23 protein-coding genes and 5 pseudogenes are annotated in these 22,141 nt (G+C 49.9%); 22 read left to right on the forward strand and 6 right to left on the reverse strand.

The window, feature by feature from the left end:
• Window positions 1-17: 17 nt before the first annotated feature.
• The 10 genes from PPOP_RS09990 (at window position 18) to PPOP_RS10035 (ending at window position 7,282) form a co-directional block, all read left to right on the forward strand.
• A complete protein-coding gene (locus tag PPOP_RS09990) occupies window positions 18-491 on the forward strand; it encodes a spore coat protein (RefSeq protein ID WP_006286176.1) in 474 nt (157 codons plus the stop codon).
• A gap of 165 nt (window positions 492-656) precedes the next feature.
• The gene (locus tag PPOP_RS09995; RefSeq protein ID WP_042228302.1) at window positions 657-1,157 is read left to right on the forward strand and encodes an Lrp/AsnC family transcriptional regulator; all 501 of its coding nucleotides are present in this window, start codon (window positions 657-659) and stop codon (window positions 1,155-1,157) included.
• Window positions 1,158-1,170: 13 nt separating this feature from the next.
• Entirely contained in the window at window positions 1,171-2,379 is a 1,209-nt protein-coding gene (locus PPOP_RS10000; RefSeq protein WP_006286178.1) for an aminotransferase class I/II-fold pyridoxal phosphate-dependent enzyme, read from the forward strand.
• A 146-nt stretch (window positions 2,380-2,525) separates the two neighbouring features.
• Window positions 2,526-2,789 (forward strand): aspartyl-phosphate phosphatase Spo0E family protein, encoded by a 264-nt coding sequence (locus PPOP_RS25895; protein ID WP_006286179.1) that lies wholly within the window; start codon window positions 2,526-2,528, stop codon window positions 2,787-2,789.
• 100 nt (window positions 2,790-2,889) lie between these two features.
• Window positions 2,890-3,438 carry a hypothetical protein gene (locus PPOP_RS10010; RefSeq protein ID WP_006286180.1) on the forward strand — a complete coding sequence of 183 codons (549 nt, stop codon included), beginning with the start codon at window positions 2,890-2,892 and terminating at the stop codon, window positions 3,436-3,438.
• A 23-nt stretch (window positions 3,439-3,461) separates the two neighbouring features.
• The gene (locus PPOP_RS10015) at window positions 3,462-4,052 is read left to right on the forward strand and encodes a bifunctional adenosylcobinamide kinase/adenosylcobinamide-phosphate guanylyltransferase (RefSeq protein WP_234399777.1); all 591 of its coding nucleotides are present in this window, start codon (window positions 3,462-3,464) and stop codon (window positions 4,050-4,052) included.
• 76 nt (window positions 4,053-4,128) lie between these two features.
• Entirely contained in the window at window positions 4,129-4,719 is a 591-nt protein-coding gene (locus tag PPOP_RS10020) for a cob(I)yrinic acid a,c-diamide adenosyltransferase (protein WP_006286182.1), read from the forward strand.
• Window positions 4,706-5,689, forward strand: a complete 984-nt coding sequence (locus PPOP_RS10025; protein ID WP_006286183.1) for an RluA family pseudouridine synthase — start codon at window positions 4,706-4,708, stop codon at window positions 5,687-5,689. The genes PPOP_RS10020 and PPOP_RS10025 overlap by 14 nt, the downstream gene beginning before the upstream one ends.
• Window positions 5,690-5,795: 106 nt before the next feature.
• Window positions 5,796-6,179 (forward strand): arsenate reductase family protein, encoded by a 384-nt coding sequence (locus PPOP_RS10030; RefSeq protein WP_042228307.1) that lies wholly within the window; start codon window positions 5,796-5,798, stop codon window positions 6,177-6,179.
• Window positions 6,180-6,403: 224 nt separating this feature from the next.
• Window positions 6,404-7,282 carry a 5'-3' exonuclease gene (locus PPOP_RS10035; protein ID WP_006286185.1) on the forward strand — a complete coding sequence of 293 codons (879 nt, stop codon included), beginning with the start codon at window positions 6,404-6,406 and terminating at the stop codon, window positions 7,280-7,282.
• Between the two features lie 10 nt (window positions 7,283-7,292).
• Here PPOP_RS10035 and PPOP_RS25900 read toward each other — a convergent pair.
• A pseudogene (locus PPOP_RS25900) lies at window positions 7,293-7,433 on the reverse strand (IS66 family transposase); the annotation flags it as partial.
• A gap of 202 nt (window positions 7,434-7,635) precedes the next feature.
• On the opposite strand from PPOP_RS25900, the pseudogene PPOP_RS10040 reads away from it, so the two are divergent.
• Window positions 7,636-9,059: pseudogene (locus tag PPOP_RS10040) on the forward strand (oligosaccharide flippase family protein).
• On the opposite strand, the pseudogene PPOP_RS20500 reads toward PPOP_RS10040, so the two are convergent.
• A pseudogene (locus PPOP_RS20500) lies at window positions 9,002-9,684 on the reverse strand (IS3 family transposase). The pseudogenes PPOP_RS10040 and PPOP_RS20500 sit on opposite strands and share 58 nt — an antisense overlap.
• A gap of 899 nt (window positions 9,685-10,583) precedes the next feature.
• Between PPOP_RS20500 and PPOP_RS23350 the strand changes: the two are divergent.
• From PPOP_RS23350 to istB, 4 genes and pseudogenes are all read left to right on the forward strand, one after another.
• A complete protein-coding gene (locus tag PPOP_RS23350; protein WP_006286190.1) occupies window positions 10,584-10,724 on the forward strand; it encodes a hypothetical protein in 141 nt (46 codons plus the stop codon).
• Window positions 10,711-11,091, forward strand: a complete 381-nt coding sequence (locus PPOP_RS23355) for a hypothetical protein (RefSeq protein ID WP_006286191.1) — start codon at window positions 10,711-10,713, stop codon at window positions 11,089-11,091. The genes PPOP_RS23350 and PPOP_RS23355 overlap by 14 nt, the downstream gene beginning before the upstream one ends.
• A 70-nt stretch (window positions 11,092-11,161) precedes the next feature.
• Entirely contained in the window at window positions 11,162-11,776 is a 615-nt protein-coding gene (locus PPOP_RS23360; protein ID WP_199898964.1) for a transposase, read from the forward strand.
• Window positions 11,777-11,785: 9 nt separating this feature from the next.
• Window positions 11,786-12,436 (forward strand): annotated as a pseudogene (gene istB, locus PPOP_RS10055) (IS21-like element helper ATPase IstB); the annotation flags it as partial.
• A 195-nt stretch (window positions 12,437-12,631) separates the two neighbouring features.
• Here istB and PPOP_RS10060 read toward each other — a convergent pair.
• Window positions 12,632-12,928: a DUF3055 domain-containing protein gene (locus tag PPOP_RS10060; RefSeq protein WP_006286194.1), complete on the reverse strand. Its 297-nt coding sequence runs from the start codon at window positions 12,926-12,928 to the stop codon at window positions 12,632-12,634.
• A 225-nt stretch (window positions 12,929-13,153) separates the two neighbouring features.
• On the opposite strand from PPOP_RS10060, the gene PPOP_RS10065 reads away from it, so the two are divergent.
• Complete coding sequence (locus tag PPOP_RS10065) at window positions 13,154-14,215, forward strand: HRDC domain-containing protein (RefSeq protein WP_006286195.1); 1,062 nt, start codon at window positions 13,154-13,156, stop codon at window positions 14,213-14,215.
• 486 nt (window positions 14,216-14,701) lie between these two features.
• On the opposite strand, the gene PPOP_RS10070 is transcribed toward PPOP_RS10065, so the two are convergent.
• Window positions 14,702-14,977 (reverse strand): hypothetical protein, encoded by a 276-nt coding sequence (locus PPOP_RS10070; RefSeq protein ID WP_006286196.1) that lies wholly within the window; start codon window positions 14,975-14,977, stop codon window positions 14,702-14,704.
• Window positions 14,964-15,116, reverse strand: coding sequence for a hypothetical protein (locus PPOP_RS22715; RefSeq protein ID WP_006286197.1), 153 nt, complete (start codon window positions 15,114-15,116; stop codon window positions 14,964-14,966). Before PPOP_RS22715 ends, PPOP_RS10070 begins: the two co-directional genes overlap by 14 nt.
• A 241-nt stretch (window positions 15,117-15,357) precedes the next feature.
• On the opposite strand from PPOP_RS22715, the pseudogene PPOP_RS24165 reads away from it, so the two are divergent.
• From PPOP_RS24165 to PPOP_RS24180, 4 genes and pseudogenes are all read left to right on the forward strand, one after another.
• Window positions 15,358-15,477 (forward strand): annotated as a pseudogene (locus PPOP_RS24165) (transposase); the annotation flags it as partial.
• A gap of 236 nt (window positions 15,478-15,713) precedes the next feature.
• Window positions 15,714-16,073, forward strand: a complete 360-nt coding sequence (locus PPOP_RS24170) for a hypothetical protein (protein WP_006286198.1) — start codon at window positions 15,714-15,716, stop codon at window positions 16,071-16,073.
• Window positions 16,034-16,930, forward strand: a complete 897-nt coding sequence (locus PPOP_RS24175) for a S8 family serine peptidase (RefSeq protein WP_006286199.1) — start codon at window positions 16,034-16,036, stop codon at window positions 16,928-16,930. The genes PPOP_RS24170 and PPOP_RS24175 overlap by 40 nt, the downstream gene beginning before the upstream one ends.
• A gap of 39 nt (window positions 16,931-16,969) precedes the next feature.
• On the forward strand, window positions 16,970-18,217 hold the full coding sequence (locus PPOP_RS24180; protein ID WP_006286200.1) for a S8 family serine peptidase: 1,248 nt from the start codon (window positions 16,970-16,972) through the stop codon (window positions 18,215-18,217).
• 179 nt (window positions 18,218-18,396) lie between these two features.
• On the opposite strand, the gene corA is transcribed toward PPOP_RS24180, so the two are convergent.
• Window positions 18,397-19,332 carry a magnesium/cobalt transporter CorA gene (gene corA / locus PPOP_RS10080; protein ID WP_006286201.1) on the reverse strand — a complete coding sequence of 312 codons (936 nt, stop codon included), beginning with the start codon at window positions 19,330-19,332 and terminating at the stop codon, window positions 18,397-18,399.
• Window positions 19,333-19,871: 539 nt separating this feature from the next.
• Between corA and metA the strand changes: the two genes are divergently transcribed.
• Complete coding sequence (metA, locus tag PPOP_RS10085) at window positions 19,872-20,813, forward strand: homoserine O-acetyltransferase MetA (protein ID WP_006286202.1); 942 nt, start codon at window positions 19,872-19,874, stop codon at window positions 20,811-20,813.
• Window positions 20,813-21,997 (forward strand): PLP-dependent transferase, encoded by a 1,185-nt coding sequence (locus tag PPOP_RS10090; protein WP_006286203.1) that lies wholly within the window; start codon window positions 20,813-20,815, stop codon window positions 21,995-21,997. The genes metA and PPOP_RS10090 overlap by 1 nt, the downstream gene beginning before the upstream one ends.
• Window positions 21,998-22,141 lie beyond the last annotated feature (144 nt).

A 22,141-nucleotide genomic window follows, 5' to 3' on the forward strand; every position in this document is an offset into this window, starting at 1 on the left:
ACAGGAGGTTTATGACCATGAATGGCACTTCGATGAGCGGGTTCATGCCCGAGAAAGATTTGTTACATACGATTCTCAATGACTTGAAGCGCACTTCAAGAGAATATGCCACCGGCGTAACGGAAGCGGCTTGTCCTACGGTTCGCCAGATGTTCACCAATCTGACGAACAGCACCATGCTGATGCAAGGCCAGTTGTTCAACCTGATGCAGCAGCAACATATGTATTCCGTCGCCTCCCCGGCCCTTCGGGATGAAGTCAACAAGCAACTGCACGACCATGAGCAGGCCATGCACAAGGCGAACCAGTTCGTCCAGCAAAAGCTGCAAGCACAGCAGGGCTACGGCGCGGGCTATTCCGGGCATGGCGGATATCAGCAGCATCATCATCAGCAACAACAACAACAACAGCAGCATCATCAGCAGCAACAGCAAGACCCATACCAGCCGCAGGCGCCCGGAAGCAGCCGCTATCCCGATTACCTGTCCTAGCGCCATACAGCCGCTTTTCCATTTTTGGAAGGGTGGCTGTTGTTTGTTCTGGCAACCGCGCCTAACCTATGTTTGTGCTGGTGTGGATCAGCAAAAAGGTGTATCATATTGAAATATCAACAATATATCGGCTGATTTGCAGGCACGTCGAGGGAGGCAATGGGAATGAAAGATTTAAGCTCGCTGGATATTGAAATACTCCAATTGTTGAAAGAGGACGCCCGCCGTTCCCCGGACCTCATCGCCACGATGCTGGGGGTTCAGGTGGAAGAGGTTGAATCGGCGATCGCGGAAATGGAGCGAAAGCATGTGATTGTGAAATATTCGACAGTCGTGAACTGGAGCAAGGTCGATGACGAGATGGTCACGGCTTTGATTGAAGTTCAGATTACGCCGGAGCGCGGCCGCGGATTTGAAGGAATCGCCGAAAGGATCTATCTGTTCCCGCAGGTCAAGGCGGTCTACCTGATGTCGGGATCATATGATCTGCAAGTCGAGGTTCAAGGCAAAAGTTTGCGTGAGGTGGCGTCGTTCGTCTCAGACAAGCTGTCGCCGATCGAATCGGTATTGTCGACCAAGACACATTTTATTCTCAAAAAGTATAAGCAAGACGGCATAATCTATGAAGAGCGCGAGGACGATCATCGTCTCGTCGTTTCCCCGTGAGAGGTGACAGTTCATGATTAGGGAAGAGGAGAAGCTGGGGACGAATCGTTCCATGCAGCAATACATTAACCCGCTGGTTCGGGATATTCCGCCTTCCGGGATTCGCCGGTTCTTCGACATGGCGGTAGCCAGCAAGGATATTATCACTCTCGGGGTGGGGGAGCCGGATTTCTGCACGCCTTGGCATGTGCGGGAAGCCTGTGTCTATTCGTTGGAGCGGGGACACACCAAATATACGTCCAACGCGGGAATGCCGGAGTTGCGGGAGGAAATTGCAAAATATTTGGATGATTCATTCAAAGTTACGTATGATCCTGCCAATGAAATCATAGTAACGGTTGGAGGCTCGGAAGCGATCGATCTGGCGCTGCGGACGCTTGTCGTTCCGGGCGATGAGATTCTCGTACCCGAGCCTAGCTATATCTCCTATTCGCCGATCGTGTCGATCGGCGGCGGGGTCCCGGTCGGAATCGAGACGTTCGCGAAGGATGACTTTAAGCTGACCGCCGAAGGGCTGCAGGCGAAAATATCGCCGAAGTCGAAGGTTCTCATACTCTGCTATCCGAGCAATCCGACAGGCGGCATCATGACCTATGAGGATTGGCTGCCGATCGCGAAAGTAGTGGAGGAGAACGATCTCATTGTCATTTCCGATGAAATCTACGCCGAACTGACCTATGATCAGAAGCATGTCAGCTTCTCGTCCGTGCCGGGGATGAAGGAGCGCACGATTCTAGTAAGTGGCTTTTCGAAGGCGTATGCAATGACCGGCTGGCGCATGGGCTATGCATGCGGCCACAAGGACCTCATATCGGCCATGCTCAAAATCCATCAGTATACGGTCATGTGCGCCCCGGTTATGGGCCAGATCGCTGCGCTGGAGGCATTGAAGCACGGGCAGGAAGAGAAGCAGCATATGGTCGAGTCGTACAACCAGAGGCGGCGTCTTATCGTCAAGGGGCTGCGCGACATCGGGCTTGCCTGCCACGGGCCGCAGGGTGCCTTCTATGCCTTCCCTTCCATTCAATCGACTGGGCTTACTTCCGAGGAATTCGCGCACCGGCTCCTGTTCGAGGCGAAGGTGGCGGCGGTGCCGGGAGACGTATTCGGCTTGGGCGGCCAAGGCTTCATCCGCTGCTCCTACGCGACGTCGGTATCGCAGTTGAATGAAGCGCTGGATCGTATGGGGCGCTTCCTCGACAAGATTAAGCAGGAAGTGTGAAAGAAATTCAAATTGAGCTAAAATGAACTAGTTTTCCCTTCCTTCATCTGGTATAATATAACATGTACCATGTGATTGCTCCATCAAATGGAACAGATGGGCGATGATGGCGCTTCGAGGATCCAGCTGTGAAAGGAGGAAAGGACTTGTTTTGTTCGAACTACACATTGACAACGCATTCACGTAGTTTACTGAGAGAAGACGAATCTCATCCCAAATGGTCGGGCAAAACAAGAAACGTTTCGTCCAAGATGCTTGCTCTTGAACAGGAGATAAGGATTTTGCGCAAGCAAATGGAGCAGATGTTTCAAGAAGAGCAGTCCTTCACGGCTGAAAATATGATTGAAATCAGTAGCATGCTGGATTTGAAGATTAACGAGTACATGAAATCGCTCGGCGAGCGAACCTAGCATACCGAAGACCCTGCGGGGTCTTCTTTTTATGCTTCTACGGTTTGTGATATAGTGGGGAATAGACGAACAGACCATGCTGGAGAAAGGAGAATTCTTCGTGCGGAAATGGGGATGGATGGGGATGGTGCTCGCACTGGCGCTCGTGCTGGGAGGCTGCGGGACCAAAGCGGACATATCCATATTCATGATGTCGACGACAACAGTGCCATCCGAATGGACCGAGGCGCTGAAGACGGAATTGAGTCAGAAATTGGAGGGGCAATTCACAGTGGACGTGTTTGCGTCGCCGATGTACAATGTACAGAAATTATTTGTCGAATATGCGGCGGGCGATTACGGCGTGCATGTCGTGCCCGAGGAAGATGTGAAGTCGATGAGCAATCAGGGTGGCCATATTCCGTTGGATGCTTATTTCGACAAGGACAAATATGAAGAAGGCTATTTTGAAGGTATGGTACTGGAAAAAGCGGAAAAGGGCTATATTGAACATCAGGAAAAGCATCTATATGCGCTTCCGGCTGAAAGACTTCCGCTTCTGAACAAGCTCGGCATCACAGAGAAGGGCTTGTTCGTCGTGATTCCGGTTCGCACGCCGAATGAGGAGCGCTCCATCCAGATCTTGAAGCTGATGGAGGAAGCGAAATGAAGGCCGATAGATGAAGCAGACGGATGGAGGGAGACGGTGTGATTATCGGGATTACCGGAGGCCATGGCAGCGGGAAGACATCGTTCGCGTTGTCCTATGCAGTAGGATTCGGCCGTGAAGGGCTGTACCTGACGACGTCACATACAAGCCTTCCCGATGGTATGCCCGATTCTTCCCGTTGCCGGTGGCAGCATCTGTCGGCGGGGGAAGAGCTGCCGGGAATTCTGCATCGGATTAACGAAGAGTCCAATCTGTTCCGGGCGGAACGGAGGGTTGTGGTCGTGGACAGCGCCACCTCCTATCTCGCAGGCGTCCATGCGCAGCTATGGAAGAAGCGTCCGGACGTCGCTAATCAAGATAATGATGCTATATATAGAGAAGAGATCGCGGCCGCACGCAAGCGGCTGCAGGATGCCTTGCTCGCTTTTCAGGGGAAGCTGTTCCTGATTACGAACGATCCGCCGGCCTACACGCCGTTCACGGATCCGAAGGAACGGAGCTATATTATCGAGCATGCGGCTCTCAATCGGGAGATGGCGCGCCGCAGCTATCAATGGTTCCGGCTGGAGGCAGGGGTACCGGAGGAGGTATCGTCCAGGAGGTTCAGGGGATGATGCGCTCACGTCAGCCTGCCGTGCCGGAATACGGACGAAATGCTGCGCCGCGCGGTGTCAACAAGGAGGTAGACATGTGAGAATCTATACACGGACAGGGGACGAAGGAACGACATCGCTTATCGGCGGTCGGGTGTCCAAGGATCATTTGCGAATCGATGCCTACGGCGAGCTTGATGAACTGAATTCGTTCATAGGCTGGGCGGCGGCATGCTGCCAGGGAGATGCTTATGAGGAGCTCCGCAACCAATTGATTGAGATCCAGCATGAGGTGTTCGATTGCGGAGCGGATATCGCCTATGCGGAGAAGAAGCAGGTCGAGGCTGTCTATAAGGTGCATGCGGAGCAGGTGGAACGGCTGGAAGCCTGGATCGACGAGCATAATGCGCATACGGCAGCGATCCGTAAGTTCATTTTGCCGGGAGGCAGCGAGGCGGCCTCGGCGCTTCATGTGTGCCGGACGATATGTCGCCGCGCCGAACGGCGCCTCGTGACGCTGGCCCGGGAAGAAACCGTGCATTCGCAAGTGATGAAATACGTGAATCGGCTCTCGGACTACTTCTTCGTCGCTGCCCGCCGGGCCAATGCGATCGCTTCGGTACCGGATGAAGAATATGTGCGGAGCGCGGAAGTCTTCCGCCGCAGATCCCGTCATGACGGACTCTAACGGATGGAAGCTTGCTGCGGAGCTCGAATATGTCGTGTCGGAAGGCGACGAAGGGATTCAACTGCGGGCCGTCCTGCGCTCGCGACTGAATCTGTCGCGCCGACTGCTGACCCGGCTGAAGACGAGGGAAGCGGCCATTACGGTGAACGGGCTGACAGAGCGAAGCGGCAGGCCGCTTAGTGTGAGAGAGCGTCTTCATGCGGGGGATGTCGTTCGTGTGCGGATCGAGGAGGAGGCGGTCGAATCGATACCGCCCGAGCCGATCCCGATTGATATCGTGTACGAGGACGACGATATTCTGGTGCTGAACAAGCCGGCGGGGATCGTCGTCCATCCGACGAAGGGCTACCCGGGAGGGACGCTTGCGAACGGAGTTGTGCATTACTGGCGTGCCAAGGGGGAACTAACCCGCTTCCGGCCGGCGAACCGGCTCGATCAGGAGACCTCCGGCCTGCTCATCGTCGCGAAGCATGGCCATGCTCACCATCAGCTGGCGGATCAGATGCAGACGGATGACATCTGGAAAGGATATAAGGCGCTCGTCTATGGCGTTCCTTCGCCACAGGAGGGCACGATCCGGGCTCCGATTGACCGGGATAAGACGGAGCCTCATGTGCGTGTCGTTACGGAGGACGGCTATGATTCGATTACCCATTACCGGGTGCTGGAGACGTACGGCGAGGAAGCGTCCCTCGTATCCTGCCGCTTGGAGACGGGGCGGACGCATCAGATCCGCGTCCATATGAAGCATATCGGATGCCCGCTGCTGGGGGACAAGTTTTACGGCGGCGGGCAGGCGGCCTCGCTATGGCTCGCCGGAGCGCTGCAGCCGTTGACCCGGCATGCGCTTCATGCGGCCGAGCTGCGCTTTAAGCACCCGATGACAGGGGAGCCGATGCATTTCACGGCTCCGCTGCCGGATGATCTGCTGTCGCTGCGGGAGCGTCTGCTGCACGGGCGACAGCAGTGACGGCCATCCTGCCATCGGGCCGGGCCGCAAATGACAAGAGCGGCTAGAACCGATAAGGAAGTTGGCAAGCACGGGCTTGCACTAAGCGGAACGGACAAGAAAGGAGTTGGAGCAGTTGAAGGCAACGGTCTATCATTATGCCAAATGCGGCACTTGCCGTAAAGCGACTCAATGGCTCAGGGAGCAGGGACTCGAACTGGAACTGGTGCCGATCTTGGAGCAGCCTCCAAGCGTGCGGGAGCTGGAGGAGATGATCGAGCGCAGCGGCCTGGAGCTGAAAAGGTGGTTCAATACGAGCGGGGAAGTCTATAAGGAGCTGAAGCTGAAGGATAAGCTGCCTCAGATGAGCCGAGAGGAGCAGATCAAGCTGCTTGCCTCGAACGGCCGACTCATCAAGCGTCCGGTCGTCACGAACGGGAAGAAGGTCACGGTCGGCTTCCGCGAAGACAATTACCGCGATACGTGGACGACTGCGGCCAAGCACGACTGACAGCGCCGACGAGAATGGCTTGCAGCGCAGCGGGCGGATCGCTTGGTTGGGGCGTGTGGGCTGGCGGAAGCCGATGTATGCTACAATGGAGGGTAGTGTCAGCAGTATATAGCAGGTCTATCCTGAGTAGATAGGAAAAAGGGACGCGACGAAGCCGCTGACCGAATCGGTCGCGCCGCGCATGCTGCTGTTTATAAGAAAATCTAATTTTTAAGTGAGGAATTATGTTGAGTGATAATAAAAAGGTGCTGCTAATTGATGGAATGGCCCTGCTTTTCAGGGCGTTTTATGCGACTTCTTATGCTGGATATATTCGTAAAACTAGCACCGGATTACCTACCAATGCTATCTATGGATTTATTCAATATTTTTTTGATGCGATCCATAATTTTAAGCCGACGCATGTCATTTGTTGTTGGGATATGGGAAGGAGTACCTTTCGTACCGAGAGCTATAGCCAGTACAAACAAAACCGTTCTGAGGCCCCATCTGAGCTTCTGCCGCAATTCGATTTAGTTAAAGAAGTCGTAGCAGAAATGGGCGTTCCCAACATTGGTGTGACGGGATATGAAGCGGATGATTGTATTGGTACGATATCAAAACAACTTCAGAAGAATTCGGAAGTGTTCATTTTAACTGGAGATCATGACATGCTTCAATTGATTACTGAACAGGTAAAAGTTGTAATTATGAATAAGGGAAGATCAAATTACACGGTGTATGATTTGGAGACGCTTTTAGCGACGAAACAACTAACACCGTTGCAAGTCATTGATCTAAAAGCATTTATGGGTGATCCTTCAGATAATTATCCAGGTGTAAAGGGAATTGGCGAAAAAATTGCAATGAGGTTAATTCGTGAGTATAAATCAATCGAGGGTTGTCTTGAAAATTTAGATAATCTACCGAGAAGTGTCAGAAGTAAAATAGAAGCGAATGTGGAAATGCTTCATCTTTGCAGAGATTTAGCTCGAATTCGACTAGATGTTCCGATTGAATGCGGGTTAGACCAGTGCATTTGGAATTTACGTCGTGATGCAGCAGCGAAAAAGTTTGATGAGTTGGAGTTTGGCGGACTTATTAAACTTCTCGATGCAAGCTAGGGCGTGTCTTGTTATCGATCTCAAGTATGCCGTTTTTCAGAAAAGCACTCAGCTTCTCCCACGGATTCAGGCTGTAGGCAATCGCCATGCCCAGCAGACTTCTGGGCATGGTCCAGGATTTCTGCTGGCGCAGCCATACATAAGGTTCTAAGCTACTAACCTCTTCGACTTTCTTGGTTGTTTCTTGAGCGGAAATGAGAGGTACATTGGTAAAAAGCATAAGTGATGCCAATAAGATAAGATTCAACAGTACTTTTTCATTTTAGTCAAATAAGGAGAGAAAGTTTATATTGAGAAAGAAATCATTTGTCAAAGGTACGTTTATTTTCTTTGCGGCATCGTTAGTAACGCGTATGCTTGGCTTATTTCAGCGTGTACCACTTGATTATATGCTGGATTCTGTGGGGCGTTCGTTGTTTGTGACGTCACAGTCGGTATATTTAATGTTTCTCGCAATCGCAACGGCTGGTGTTCCAAGTACGTTGAGTAAGATGGTTTCTGAGTACTATGCTTTAAATAAAGTGCGTGAAGCTGAGCGGTTGTATTTTGCAACGCTTTTATTTTTCCTGTGCTAGCTATGATGAGAGGTTATACGCAAGGGAAAAATATGATGCAAGCTAGTGCCGTATCCCAAATCGTGGAGCAAATAGTAAGGGTATTCTTTGCTATTTGCCTTGCCTTATTATTATTGAAAAATGGTGCTTCTCAAAAATGGATAGCGGCAGGTGCGTCTTTTGGTGGTGTTTTTGGGAGTATTGGTGCATTTATGGTAATGGTTTATTATATTCGTAAGTTACGTCAATCCGATCGTAAAATTGGGATTTATTCGCGTTGTACAGGTGATAGAAAGGTTCCACTAAGTGATGTATTTCGTTCTATATTTGCGTTGTCTGTACCTACCGTAATTGCATCATTGGCTGTTCCCGCTGTTAATTTTATTGATGTCTCTATTACGACACAGTTGCTTTCATTACAGGTTGATTTATGGAGTGCTCAACAGTTATCCTCAATTTTAACATACCGTAGCCAATCCATTGCTGGGATTCCGCCCATATTGGCTACTGCACTGTGTATGTCTATGATTCCTGTTATTTCCGGAGCATTTGCTAAGCAAGATATTCGTCATTTAAAACAACAAATTTCTTTAGGGATGAGAATTTCTTTATTAAGTGGTATGCCGATTGTCGTTGCATTGACAGTTGGTGCGTATTCTATAAACGGTTTGTTGTTTAGTACGCCAGATGGTTCTGGGATTATTGCCATGGCTACGTTTGGAACGATATTTCAAATTACGATGATGATAACCAGTTCTATTTTACTTGGTTTAGGAAAACCCTATATACCTATGATTAGTGTTACACTTGGTATTATCATTAAATTGTTGGCAAGTTTTTGTCTTTTTCCCTTTTTTAATATTTATGGTATCATCGGCGGGACAGCAGTGAGTTTTCTTTTCATTACATGGCTTAATTTGCGTGTTATGAAAAAAATAGTTCCTTTTGAGGTGTTTGGTACTCGTTGGTCTGGTTTTCTGTTGACCGTCGTGTTAACTAGTGGCTTTGGTTTTTTTGTAGAAAGGCTAGGTGAGCAGTTAGTTACCATTATACCCGTTAAGTTAGCTTACCTGGTGACGATATGTATCGTAACATTGTTTACTATCGCTTTGTTTGTGATAGGATTCATCGTTTTCGGTGTAGTGCGACGCGATGAACTTCATAGTTACCCTCGGGGGGTACAAAGGGTGTTGCGCCCTTTAATGCGCTTAAAGAAAAAGTAGTGGACAGGAGTTATATACCCCAATGTTCCATGAATGCGATGCTTGTTGTACCCGTTCACGTAATCGTACCGTTCCACTTTCAGGTGACGAAGGCTCTGGAAGTTCATCTGGTTCACAAATTCAGTTTTCATGACCTTAAAGGCGGCTTCTGCCACGGTGTTGTCAAACGGACAGCCTTTCATACGGAGCGATCGGTCGATTTCAAAAGTCTTCAAATCCACTTTTTGATTTGTAAACCCACTTCCCCGGTCGGTGTGAAACCACTGAATCTGATGCAAATCGCCTTTCACCGTCGAATGTCCATAATAGCTTCGGTTACGTCATCTTCTTTCGTCTCTTCTTTGGCTTCGTATTCGTAGTAGAACGTACTTCTTGCGATTTGCAGGACGTCACACATTGCTGATACCGAGTATTTATCACGATTGTTCTGGATGATAGCTGCTTTCGTCCCATGATCAGCGCGGCTTGCTTTAAAATGTCGTTCTCCATTTTGAGGCGCTGGTTCTCTTTCCGTAAGGCGATCAGTTCATTCTCTTCCGGAGAGGTCATATTCCTCCACAATGTCTGCTCGGGATTTTTCGTTTTCGTAGAGTTGCACCACTTGCTTTATTCTACAAGCTCTCATTTTTGTTGTCCAACGAAGTGTAGCCGATCCATTCCTTGTACTATTTATTTCGGCAAGCATACCCTCTTTTTGAACAATTGTTAGAAAGAAAATGAAAGAAATTGCGTGAGGGAACCATCCGAATTGGAGAAAATGAGAGGAGAGGTGCTTGGTTTTGTTCCTTCCTAGCGGGAATGGACAGGATGTTCCGTAACGATAAGGGGCAGCTTTTTCGGGGAGGGGATTTACAGGTAGAGTAAGAGGAAAGCCCATGAACCAGGCAGAATGCCAAGATTCAGGGGCTTTGGTGTGAAGGTATTGCGTTTAGACGTACTAGCCAAAAATGCGATTCATAACTTTAGGAAAAGCCCAACCAAAAACTGCACTAAAAATCGAAACACCAATCGATGCCAATGCTCCCATTTCAATTCCCTCCCCTCGGATGAGATATTCAAGAAACGGTAATGTTCCTTGTACTATTTATATCGGCAAGCATACTCTTTTTTTTGAACAATTGTTACAAAATAAATGAAAAAAAGTGCATTTTCAAACCATGCGATTGGAGTATTAGGCGGTGTTGATGGAATGTAATTCCTTGGTTCTGTTGCCTTCCGAGCGGATTTGCATAGCCTTTTCTTTGATTTCATAGACAAGCATATTATTGACTTTGGATTCAAATTATCCATAATTGCTCAATCCCTCCTTCTGCTAATTAACTAAAATTTTTAATTCTGATAGGTAGGTATGATAAGGCATGTTCTGAATTGGGCTATCCAGTTAGTGGGGAGTCGATGGAGAACCAATTGTAACTGCTAAACTAAAATAAACAGATTTCGCTAAATAAGAATGAACAGAATGTGCCATACCCTTCCTATTAAGCTATCATAGAACTGGTAAATCCAACATCAGGGGGAAGCGGTGTGAAGAAAGAAGAAAGGTGGCCTATGTACTTCGTTATTCAGGAACAAAAAAGGTTAGGTTTAAAAGAAGTCGCAAGTGGCAAGGAATCTGAATATATCCAGGAATACGGTGATCAAGTTCTGGAACATGACGGTAGATGAGTACAAACCATTTATGGAGGGACTTGAGACACGATCAAAGAAGTTGGAGTTGTTTGAACCAGAGATCGTCAACGGGTTGCGCCAATATCCTGATCTATCCGCTGCCCAGGTTATGGATTGGCTGAAGGAACGTCATAAGGACATAGAGGTCGCTGAGAGTACTGTTCGAAGCTATGTACGAGGTTTGCGAATAGAATATGCAATCCCTAAGATGGTGCGAATTAGACAATACGAAGCGGTGGAAGAACTCCCGATGGGCAGGCAGATACAAATGGACTTCGGGGAAACCAAACTCAGACATCCAGAAGGCCATCTGGTCAAGCTATGGTTCATCACCTTTGTCCTATCTCATTCTCGGTACAAATGACCAAGACCATTTGTTGTTAACCAGCGAGAACCACGGTGATCTCATTCTGACGCACGAGTTCGCAAAGTATGTGGAAGAGCGTGAGTTCCAGATTTATATGTGTCGCAAAGCCGATCCGGAGAGCAAAGGCAAAATAGAGAACGTGGTGAAATACATCAAACGCAACTTTGCAAGGCATCGTTCATTCACAAATATTGACAAGCTCAATGAACAGTGCTTGGCCTGGCTAAGCCGCACGGGCAACGCCAAGATGCATCATACGACCCAAAAAATACCGGCCGAAGTGTACGCTTCAGAAAAAGCGCACCTCCGCCCAGTCCAGAAAAAAATAGAAAGAATAAGCAACTCCAGTATAACAAGGACCGTACGGAAGGACAATACCATCTGGTATGAATCGAACCGGTATACCGTCCCGATCGGTACGTATGACGGGTCCGATAAGGAAGTCGCTGTACGGGTTGCGGAAGACAACAAACTGATCATCTATGAGGAAGGCTCGGGGCACATCCTGGCGGAGCATACGCTTTGTCTTCATCGCAAGGGTGAACTCATACGAAACCATAATCACGGCAGAGATCGGACAAAGGGTGTTCAGGCGTACATCGATCATGTGGCTGAACGATTCACGGATGTGGATCAGGCCCGCACAGCCTGTACCGTGCTGCCGACTTTGCAGATGCCGTGAGCCACTACCTGGAGCTGTAGTCATTTCCTGCGCCATCTCCTCAAGTACGAGCTGCAAAGGCGGGAAGAAAAACAGCGAACGAAACGGATGAAATGGGCCGCATTCCCTTTCATAAAATCGTTGGATGACTTTCATTTGGAGGAACAGCAGTCACTCAGCAAGCGCCATATGGAGCAATTGCGGGAACTGCTCTGGCTGGAGCACACCTACAATGTAATCCTTTTAGGCCCGCCTGGGGTAGGAAAGGCTCACCTGTCCGTGGGGCTTGGAATCGAAGCGTTAGGGAGAGGGCATCGGGTCAGTTTTGTTGCGATGGATACCCTCATCCATCTCCTCAAGACACATGAGATAGCACGAACATCACAGACCCGAATGAAGCGTATTTTGGGATCCGACCTAGTAATCATTGATGATTTGATGTTCATGGCCATGGAGAAAGGGGAATCGCATTTATTCTTTCAATTTGTGAACAAGCTCTATGGTCAAACATCTATCATTCTGACCTCGAACAAGGGACCGGAGGATTGGGGTGAATTGCTCGGTGATCCGGCCATCACGACCGCCATTCTCGACCGGATCTTGCATAAGAGCGAGGTCATTAAGTTGAGCGGAGACAGCTTCCGCCTCAAGCATCGAGAAACCATATTTAGGAATATCTAGGTGTTGAAAATTATTTAGCGGAATCTGCTCAAAAGTACCTTGACGGTTACAGGTTACAACGCTACCTTATATTATCTCAATTAGAGTGATAATTTTAAGAGTAATGATCATATGTTTCTCTACACCGGGACGGGAGCTGAGCAATGTGCTCTGGTGCTCTGAGTAAGCTCGTGTCTGGACATCGCGGAGTCCAAATCAGTCGGTAAAATGCGCGGCACCGACAACAAGGGACAGGAATTGGCGCAGATCGGCGGCCTCTTCGTCCGTTAACTGGTAGAAATGCTCGAGATAGCCTTCCTCTTCCAGATCGTCCTGTCCGAGAATCGAGGTCAGACCGCTCTGCAGATCGGTGACGAGCGTCTTGCCATAGAAGCGGGAAGTTATGGTAAGCGCGAGATTGAAGCGGCGCATGCTGCCGCCGATAAACGTAACGAACCTCGTTGATGTCATTTCAGTATGATCGGCCAAAAAATCGAGTTCATGTGCACTCATGGGAAGAGCCTCCTTGTATCAGTAACACTATCATTATACCGCACGCTTGCGTAAAGGTCATAATCAATTGACAGATTCCGCAGTCATGTTATAATCTATATAAACTCATAACTAGGACGAGGAAGCACCTCTTCATAATGCGTAGGCTGCATTGGAAGAGGTGCTTTCTTTTTTTTGCGCTTAGGTATGGGTGGTATTGAGAAGCGAGAAGGAGGATGGTAGATCATGCAGGTTGTATGGATGGTACGATTAGAGCGTAGTATGGAGGAGGATGGGAGCGAGAAGCGGCCGAAGCGCGGCGGCAAGCGGAAGGAAGACTCGTGCGCGGCTCCCTTCGGGCTCCTGACCGCAGGCGAGGAGCAGGGGCAATGGATGGTGCTGTGGGAGGCGGAAGGAGCGGAGCCGGAGATCTGGTTCGAAGGCGGCGATTGGGTCGAGATGCGAGCTTCACTACGGTGGGGCATGGCGCGACTCATGAGCGCAGGGTATCGGCTGTCGCTTGGCTTCGTTCCAGAGGTGGACATTCATGAGCGCCGCATGCGGGAGCAGCAGGAGTGGATCGCCTGCTATGCCGATCTCCATCCGAATTCGGAGGTGTACGATCGGCTGGCCCAATGGCGCAGGGGAGCGGCCACGAGGCTCAGACGCGCTCCGTACTGGATCGCTTCGAACCGGATGCTTCGCATGGTCAGCGCCTATTTGCCGCAGCAATCGGAGGAGCTGGAGCAGATTCCGGGGTTCGGCGCAGTGAAGGTTCGCGACTTCGGCGAAGAGATTGTTCAAATAACGAAGCAGTATGCCCGCACGACGGATTTCCCGCTGGACTGGGTGGCCGCTGCTGTTAGCGAGCCTGAATTCGCCAGATGGGTCTATGTGGAATGGGAAGCGAAGCAGGCAAATGAGTTGGCCAAAATATCGGAGCGCCGCCTGCTGATGGAAGGGCTGCAGCAAGGAATGGGGATCGAGCAGCTGATGGATCTACTCCAGGTGGATCGGCGCGAAATGATTATGCGCATCGAGAAGATTGCGAAGGAAGGCGGCGCGATCGAAGGGCTGGCCGAGGAAGAGCTGGCTTCTATGCCTCCCCCCGAGCGAGAAGCGGTCGAGTCTGCCCTCATTGAATTGGGGGACGAGTATATCAAGCCGATCTATATCAAAGTATTCGGCGAAGCGGCACTGGAGCTGTCGGCTTCCGAAATCCAGACCAATTATGAACGGATTCGCTTTCTCCGGCTCCTGCACCGCAGACGGGAGAGGCGGCAGGCGCGACAGACGAAGGCTGGTTAATCTGGGGGGGAGCATGAACGAATGGGCAGATTATGTGGGCTGAGTTAGCGGTGGTGTTAGATCGGATATTGAAGCAGATGGGGAAATGGCCGAAAAGTTGAAGAGACAAAAAATGACTGTAATTGGGAATATACCCCTGATTACAGTCATCCAGAATTACTAATCGTTTTTTCGACGAATTGTTGCTATGGTAACGATAATGATCAATACAAAGCTTAAAGTCGTAACATCAAATATCGAGAAATCATCTGAGTTGTTTATAAACTGGTAAATCGCACTAGTTAAGGTTATAACTAACACCAATATCGCACTAATAACATTGGGTTTATTTAAGCGTTAAAAGATCCATACAACAACTCCTACAGTAATTAGTGCATAAACATGTAAAATCACCCTCCATAAAGAAGAAGAGTAGTAACACTTAATATTGGCGATACGCTATCAAAGAATCACATCCCCGGAAGTGTAACTTTAATTATAACATAATCAATATGGTTTTTGACTGTTTTCTGTGACTTCGTAATGTAGAACTGGTAACCAATGTACATTAAGCGTGGTACCATTTGGATTATTGAGCGCCTCAAGACTGTTAGCGACTAGACTGTAGCCAAGCGACACTAGTGCACCGGCTGCCGCAGCAGACCATGCGGCGGGTCCGCTTACTATGCCACCAATCACCCCCGCTATAGCGGCTTCTGTGGCAAATCCTGCTTTAAATTGGTTCATTTGATATGCAAATAATTCAGTATCACGTTGATTCATGGTTAACTTTTTCTTTTGCTTTAGGATCAATGTGCAATAATTTGTCTGGACCTTCTGTGACATAGTTGTTAAGGATATTAACATCGCCTACAAGCTTTGAGTCTAATTCAATACCTCCAGTTGCCGTAGTTTTAATCATTTTTGATTGAGCCTCTTTTAATATAATATAGCCTCCTATCGTATTAAATTGAATTCAAAAAATTAAGATTTACAGGGATGTTTTTTTATATAAATAGGACTAAAGTATCAGATTATCAGAAACTAATGGTATGATTTTCAACAAAATTCTCAAGAAAATATTTATTAGTGGTATTATGTCCGTATCGAAAAACAAAACGAAGAGCCGTTGAGAAAGCATCCACGGTTTTTAGTAGAGCCACTTTCCCTTTATACTGGTGGATGCCATGTACTTGAAGGTGCGTGAAGACGGTCATGTGCGTTCCTGCGGGCTCTTAATTGCAACAGGAGTAAATACGGACGGAACAAGTGAAGTGCTTGGAAGTCTCAAAGAAAAGGTGCGGTTAGAAAATTTTCGACATTATTCAACAGGGAAAGGAATGGGGATATAGGGAATCGTCCCCTTACCTTCCATACGAAGTAGATGTAAGCTTGATTCATATATCGACATCATTTGACAAATATCATGTATTCCATACCGCCCGCAATAAAGGAGGCTGAGGCCGCCATTTGCCTGCATCAAGGAGAAATCCGACAATTATACAAAGGAGGCTTACGTTTGAGACGGCATTCATTTCGCAATTTCATATCTTTAATCCTTAGTGCCTTGCTGCTTGCCGACATGGTGTTGCCGGGAGTAGCGGGCGCGACCAACAAAATGGACGGGGACGCCTCCGAGACGGCGCATCAACTGCAGAGCGAAGTCAAGGATCAGTTCACGGAGCAGCCTGCAACCAAGCTGCAACTCCCCCGCATCTCTGAACAGAACCGATCTGGTGCCATAGCACAAAACTTTGTCCCGCCTGCGGACAGCAGCGACAGGATTACCGTGATCGTAGAACTGCAACAGGCTATGAGGGAGCAGGCATCAAGGTCGGGGTGCTTGACTCTGGTGTCGATTACCATCATCCGAGCCTGAAGGGCGCCTTGAAAGGCGGGTACGATTTCGTCGATAACGACGATGATCCGATGGAGACGCAACCAAATAAGGCAAAGCCCAAAATCGATGGAAAAGAGTATCATACCACCCATGGTACGCATGTCGCAGGAATCATTGTCGGCAGAGGAAATGACGACCATCCCGGCGATAGCGGCAAAATCCGTGGAATCGCGCCGCAGGCAGACCTGTATGCTTATCGCGTTAACGGGCCATATGGGAAAGGAAATACGGAAAGGACTTTACGCGCGATTGAGCATGCCGTCTATCAAGATCAGGTAGATGTTCTCAATCTGTCGTTCGGCAGCGATTACAACTTCCAGTACACCGCCGAATCGGTTGCGCTGGACAATGCGACCAAAGCCGGTATCGTCGTGGCCGTCGCTGCGGGCAATTCCGGACCGAAGCCGCGCATGCTGAATTGTCCGGGAGGAGCCCATGCGGCCATTTCCGTTGCCGCCTCTTGCCCTCCAGTCCTGACCCCGGTGTTTCACGTCGAGGGACTGTATCAGAAGTTTTTCTCGCATCACGCCACTCCATCTCTGGTTCTGGCCGTAGATCATCCGCTTGAAGCGGTCTATGCCGGATTCGGAACGCCAGATGATTATAAAAACAAAAACGTGAAAGGGAAGCTCGTGCTCGTCGCTCGCGGCAAAATCAGGTCCGGCAACAAATCGAGAATCGCCAAAATAGCCGGAACCGCGGTGCTCATTATTTTCAACGACAAAGATGGCGATTGGGCCCCCAACCTTCATGGGGACGTCGATGAATTCGTTCCTACGTATGCTATTTCGCAAGCCGACGGCCTTATCTTGAAAAATGATATTACATCCGGTTAGGAGAACACGGTTGTCTGCACCGATGTCGAGGAGCAAGATATGCTTGCTTCCTTTAGCTCACGCGGTCCTGCGCTGCCAGACTATACGATAAAGCCGGACATTGCCGCGCCGGGCGTGGCCATCACATCATCCGTGCCGGCCTGGGACGGCAATTACGAACACGCGTACGAAAGCTCACAAGGCACGAGCTATGCTTCGCCACATATCGCCGGCGCTGCAGCATTGCTGGTGGAGTATTCCCGCAAGAACAACCTTGATCTGACTCCGGATGAAATCAAGGCGCTGATAATGAATCATGCCGTAGATCTGAAAGATCGCACGGGGAACCTATATAAGCTGACGGAACAAGGTGCAGGCCGGGTTGATTTGAAGCGCTGCATAGAGGCTCCGGCAATCGCCTTGGTGCAAGAGACAGCGAACGTTCCGCTTAAAGATCATCCCGGCGCACCGTTCGAATATGAAACGGGCAGCCTATCGTTCGGGGCCATATCTCCGACTAATACGTATAAGAAAACGGTACGGCTGAAGAGCATCTCCAATGCCCGTCAGTCATATTCGGTCGCCATCGATTGGCCTACAGACGGCGGAATCGTAACGTCGAGTGTGGCAACCGTTAGCCCTGGGCAGATGTTCGACGTGATATTGCACATCCCGGCTCACGTAACAGGGAATTTCGAAGGCAATATTATATTGAAAGGCGATGGTGGCCACGAGATCAGGCTTCCTGTAAACGTGTATGTCGGTAAACAATTTGAAGTGCCCGTAATCGAGAAGCTTAGGGTCAGCCCCAAAATATTTGCGCCGAACGGGCATCCCGACCATAATAAGACAAAACTAAGTTCGCAGCTCAATAAAAAAATCAACGATTTCAAACTAACTATCCTAAATCGCCATGGTGAAGAAGTCGGGGATGCATACGTAAATACAATGGAAGAGAACCCGGGATTATTGTCCAACGATTGGGGCGGAAGTCTAGTTGGGAACCCTTCCATTCCACTTGCCGACGGTAAATATTATCTGGTGCCCGTTGTAAATGGCGAATGTTTGGATGATCAGCGCACACCTGTCTGGATCGACAATACAGCTCCCGCAGTCGAGGTTGAGAAGCCAGAGATTTGGGTAGATCATCCGCAGGAACGCAAAGGAAAAATTACAGGGGCTGTCAACGACTCTGTTTTGGATAATACGAATATTCTGATTCAGGATTTCATTAAGATGAAAGCCGTCAACAAAGCGACGAAGGAAGAGTATGAGGTTACTATTGATAAATATGGATGTGAAGCTTGATTTTAGTTACCGGACCATCGAGCTTGCCGACCATACCAAAACCGGAGCCTGGCCCAAGCTCAGATGGTTCAGAGAGGGCTTTAGCTGCTTAACCTGACAACATTGATGAACAAACCCGCATCCCTTGAAGCGGGTTTGTTCATCAATACATATAATAAAAGGTCGTTTTTCGGACTCTCTTAGATCCAGTCTTTTTTACGGAACAGGTAGAACAAAAGGACCCCGAGAATGAGCATAAAGCCGATAATATAGAGCGATCCGTATCCCCATGACATGAATGGTATAAAATCGAAATTCATACCGTAAATGCCGGTAATGAGCGTCAGCGGCATGAAGATCGTCGTAATCGCGGTAAATACGCGCATGATATCATTCGCGCGGTTGGCGATGCTGAGCTGATAGGATTCACGCAGGTTGCCCATCAGGTCGCGGAATGTCTCGAACGTCTCGGAGACTTTGACCGCATTTTCATAGATATCCCGGAAGTACTTCTGCAGATCGTCATCGATAAGCCGCAGATCTTTCCGGTAGAGGACAAGCAGCACCTCTTTTTGCGGGGCCAATCCTTTTTTCAGCCATAGAATCTCGCTGCGAAGACTGATAATCTCATTCAAATGGGCCTTCTTGGCGCTGACGATCAGTGCTTCCTCCAAGGTGTCGATCTTGACTTCGATCCGATCGGCTACCGAAAAGTAGTTATCCACCAAAATATCGATTAAGTGGTACAGCATGCGGTCGGCCGCGCTTGCCTGCTGCTCCCACAATATTGGCTTGACCATGCGCAATTCATTGATTTTCTGCTTCGTGACGGTGATGATGTAGTGCTTGCCGAGGAATATGTTCAAGGCCCGCAGGAATATCTCCTCATCGTCGAACCGGATGCTGTTAAGAACGATGAAGTAATGGTTCTCATAAATTTCGATTTTGGGCCGCTGCTCTTCCTCGCTCATGCAGTCCTCGACAGCGAGATCATGAATGGAGAACAAGGGCTGCAGCTCGACCAGATCTTCGAGGTCGGCATCTAACCAATAGAAGCCGTTCTCCGGTGGAGTCAGTGTCATCTGTATGTCATCCACGGGCGTAAAGACGCCTTCGCTAACTAGACGGATTTTCATTGCTTTCCCCCCTTTCGGCATGCAGCAGCTTGCTTCGTCTGTTCAGACGATTCGCGCAGGGCAGATGCAGTCTAGAGCCGTTAAATATTACATGATTTTACGAAAAGCTTCGAACGTTTTATGACAAAGTGACCGTTCAGGCACCTGTTTAGTATACTGCTCGGCACGTCCCTTTTTCAAGACAAAATCGGGTTGCCGCGACGTATATGGAATACGAAATACCGGAAGGAGAAAAAGGTGATTTCCTCTTGACATATTGCTTGGCTTAGCTTTAAATTATTACCAAATCTTCGGCCCGATGAAACCCGGCAACCGGCAGATGCGTAGAGCCGTTCTTGCATTCAAGGACGTATCTGCAGTGCGCACGGTGCTTCTTGCGGCAGCGGTCAGCAGACGGCTGCTGACAGATGAGAGAGGCGCATGAACCAGGCAATGCACAACCTTTCTCGAGTGTCGGGGAAGGTTTTTTTGTACCATTATACCGCTATACCGCAAGCGACAACCAAGCCATGATGGATGTCATGAAGGAGGAGTGCGTCGTGCCGATCAAGATTCCCGATCATTTGCCAGCCAAAGAAATATTGTCACAGGAGAATATATTCGTCATGGACGAAACCCGCGCGTATCACCAAGATATTCGTCCGTTGCGAATTGTCATCTTGAATCTGATGCCATCGAAAGAAACGACCGAGATCCACTTGCTGCGCCTCATAGGCAATACGCCGCTGCAAGTGGATGTGACGCTGCTTCATCCTGCGACGCACACGTCCCAAACTACATCCGCTGAACATTTATCGGCATTTTATAAGACATTTGATGAAATCGAGGAACAGCCATTCGACGGCATGATAATTACGGGAGCGCCGGTAGAGCAGATGGAATTTGACGAAGTAACGTATTGGAGCGAGCTGTGCCGTATTATGGAATGGTCTTCCGCAAATGTGACCTCCACGTTACATATTTGCTGGGCTTCCCAAGCTGGTTTGTACTTCCATTACGGCATTCCGAAATATCCGCTCGATCGCAAAATTTTCGGCGTGTATCCGCACTGTACGACCTTGGACAATGTGAGGCTGATGCGCGGCTTCGACGACGTATTCCTCGTGCCACAGTCCCGGCATACGGAGATTCGCCGCGAGGACGTGGAGCGCGTCCCTGAACTGGATATTCTCGCCGAGTCGGAAGAGGCGGGCGTATATCTTGTGGCGACGCGGGACGGGAAGCACATCTTCGTGTCCGGTCATTCCGAGTACGACCCTTGCACGTTGAAATGGGAATACGATCGGGATATTGCCAAAGGGATGGAGATGGATCTGCCGGTCAATTATTTCCCGAACAACGATCCGTCACGCCAGCCGCGTTCGTCGTGGCGCGCCCACGCCAATCTGTTATTCTCGAACTGGCTGAACTACTATGTCTATCAGGAAACGCCATACGAACTGGGCAAAGCCGAATGGCGTAAGGAAGGGGCCAACGTATAATGGTGCAGCGCAACGAAGCCGATTGCCGCATGGAAAGCCGGCTTGCCCAGATCGGGTCGGTTCACGATCCGGCCACAGGAGCCGTTAATTATCCGATTTATCAGGCTACCGCCTATCGTCATCCGAGATTGGGACAGAGCACGGGCTTCGATTATATCCGTACGAAGAATCCGACACGTACCGTGTTGGAGGAAGCGGCAGCCGCCCTGGAGCAAGGCGATGCCGGCTTCGCTTGCAGCTCGGGCATGGCCGCGATACAGACGGTGCTCTCCAAGTTCGGGCAAGGCGATCATCTGATCGTGTCGCTCGATCTGTATGGCGGTACGTACCGTCTGCTGGAGCGGATATGGTCCCGCTGCGGGGTTGCCGCCACCTATGTCGACACGAATGACCTAGATGCGCTGGAGTCGTCCCGCCTGCCGCAGACGAAGGCGGTCTTCATTGAGACGCCGACCAATCCGCTGATGATGATTACGGATATCGAGCGGGTGGCGGCCTGGGCGAGGAAGCACGATCTGCTGACGATTGTGGACAATACGCTGCTGACGCCGTTCTTCCAGCGACCGCTGGAGCTGGGAGCAGACATCGTCGTACATAGCGCGACGAAATATCTCGGCGGCCACAACGATGTGCTGGCCGGCCTTATCGTGACGAAGGGGCGCGAGCTGTCGGAAGAGATGGCTTGCCTTCACAACTCGATCGGCGCTGTGCTGAGTCCGTCGGATTGCTATCAGATGATGCGGGGCATGAAGACGCTGGCGCTGCGGATGGAGCGCCATGAATACAACGCGACCCGCATCGCAGAATGGCTGCTGGAGCACCCGGCTGTCGAAGCGGTCTATTACCCTGGACTGGTGAACCATCCGGGCTTCGAGATTCAGCGGCGCCAAGCCTCCGGCAACACGGGCATCTTCTCCTTCCGCTTGAAGAATGCCCGCTATGTCGATCCAATTCTACGCTATCTGAAGCTGATCGCGTTCGCGGAGAGCCTGGGCGGCGTCGAGTCGCTCATGACGTATCCTGCGGTTCAGACTCACGCCGACATTCCGGCGGTAATTCGGGACCGGATCGGGGTCGACGAGCGGCTGCTGCGCTTCTCCGTCGGCATCGAGCATGTCGACGACTTGATCGAAGAGCTGGCGCAGGTGCTGGAAGCTGCCCGGTTGGAGGTGGAGCAAGGATAAGCGGAGCCGAGAAATGGAGTCCGGCATGAGGCAACGACGTTCCATCATCCATGACATTTACGAGCCGCCGGCATTCAATAAACGCGAAGAACCGTCCATGTCGTGCGCCTGATTTCGCTAGAGAGGGTGCTGTTTTTTCACCCA

Origin of the sequence: Paenibacillus popilliae ATCC 14706, from assembly GCF_000315235.1 — a bacterium.
In the GTDB taxonomy this organism is placed as follows: domain Bacteria; phylum Bacillota; class Bacilli; order Paenibacillales; family Paenibacillaceae; genus Paenibacillus_B; species Paenibacillus_B popilliae.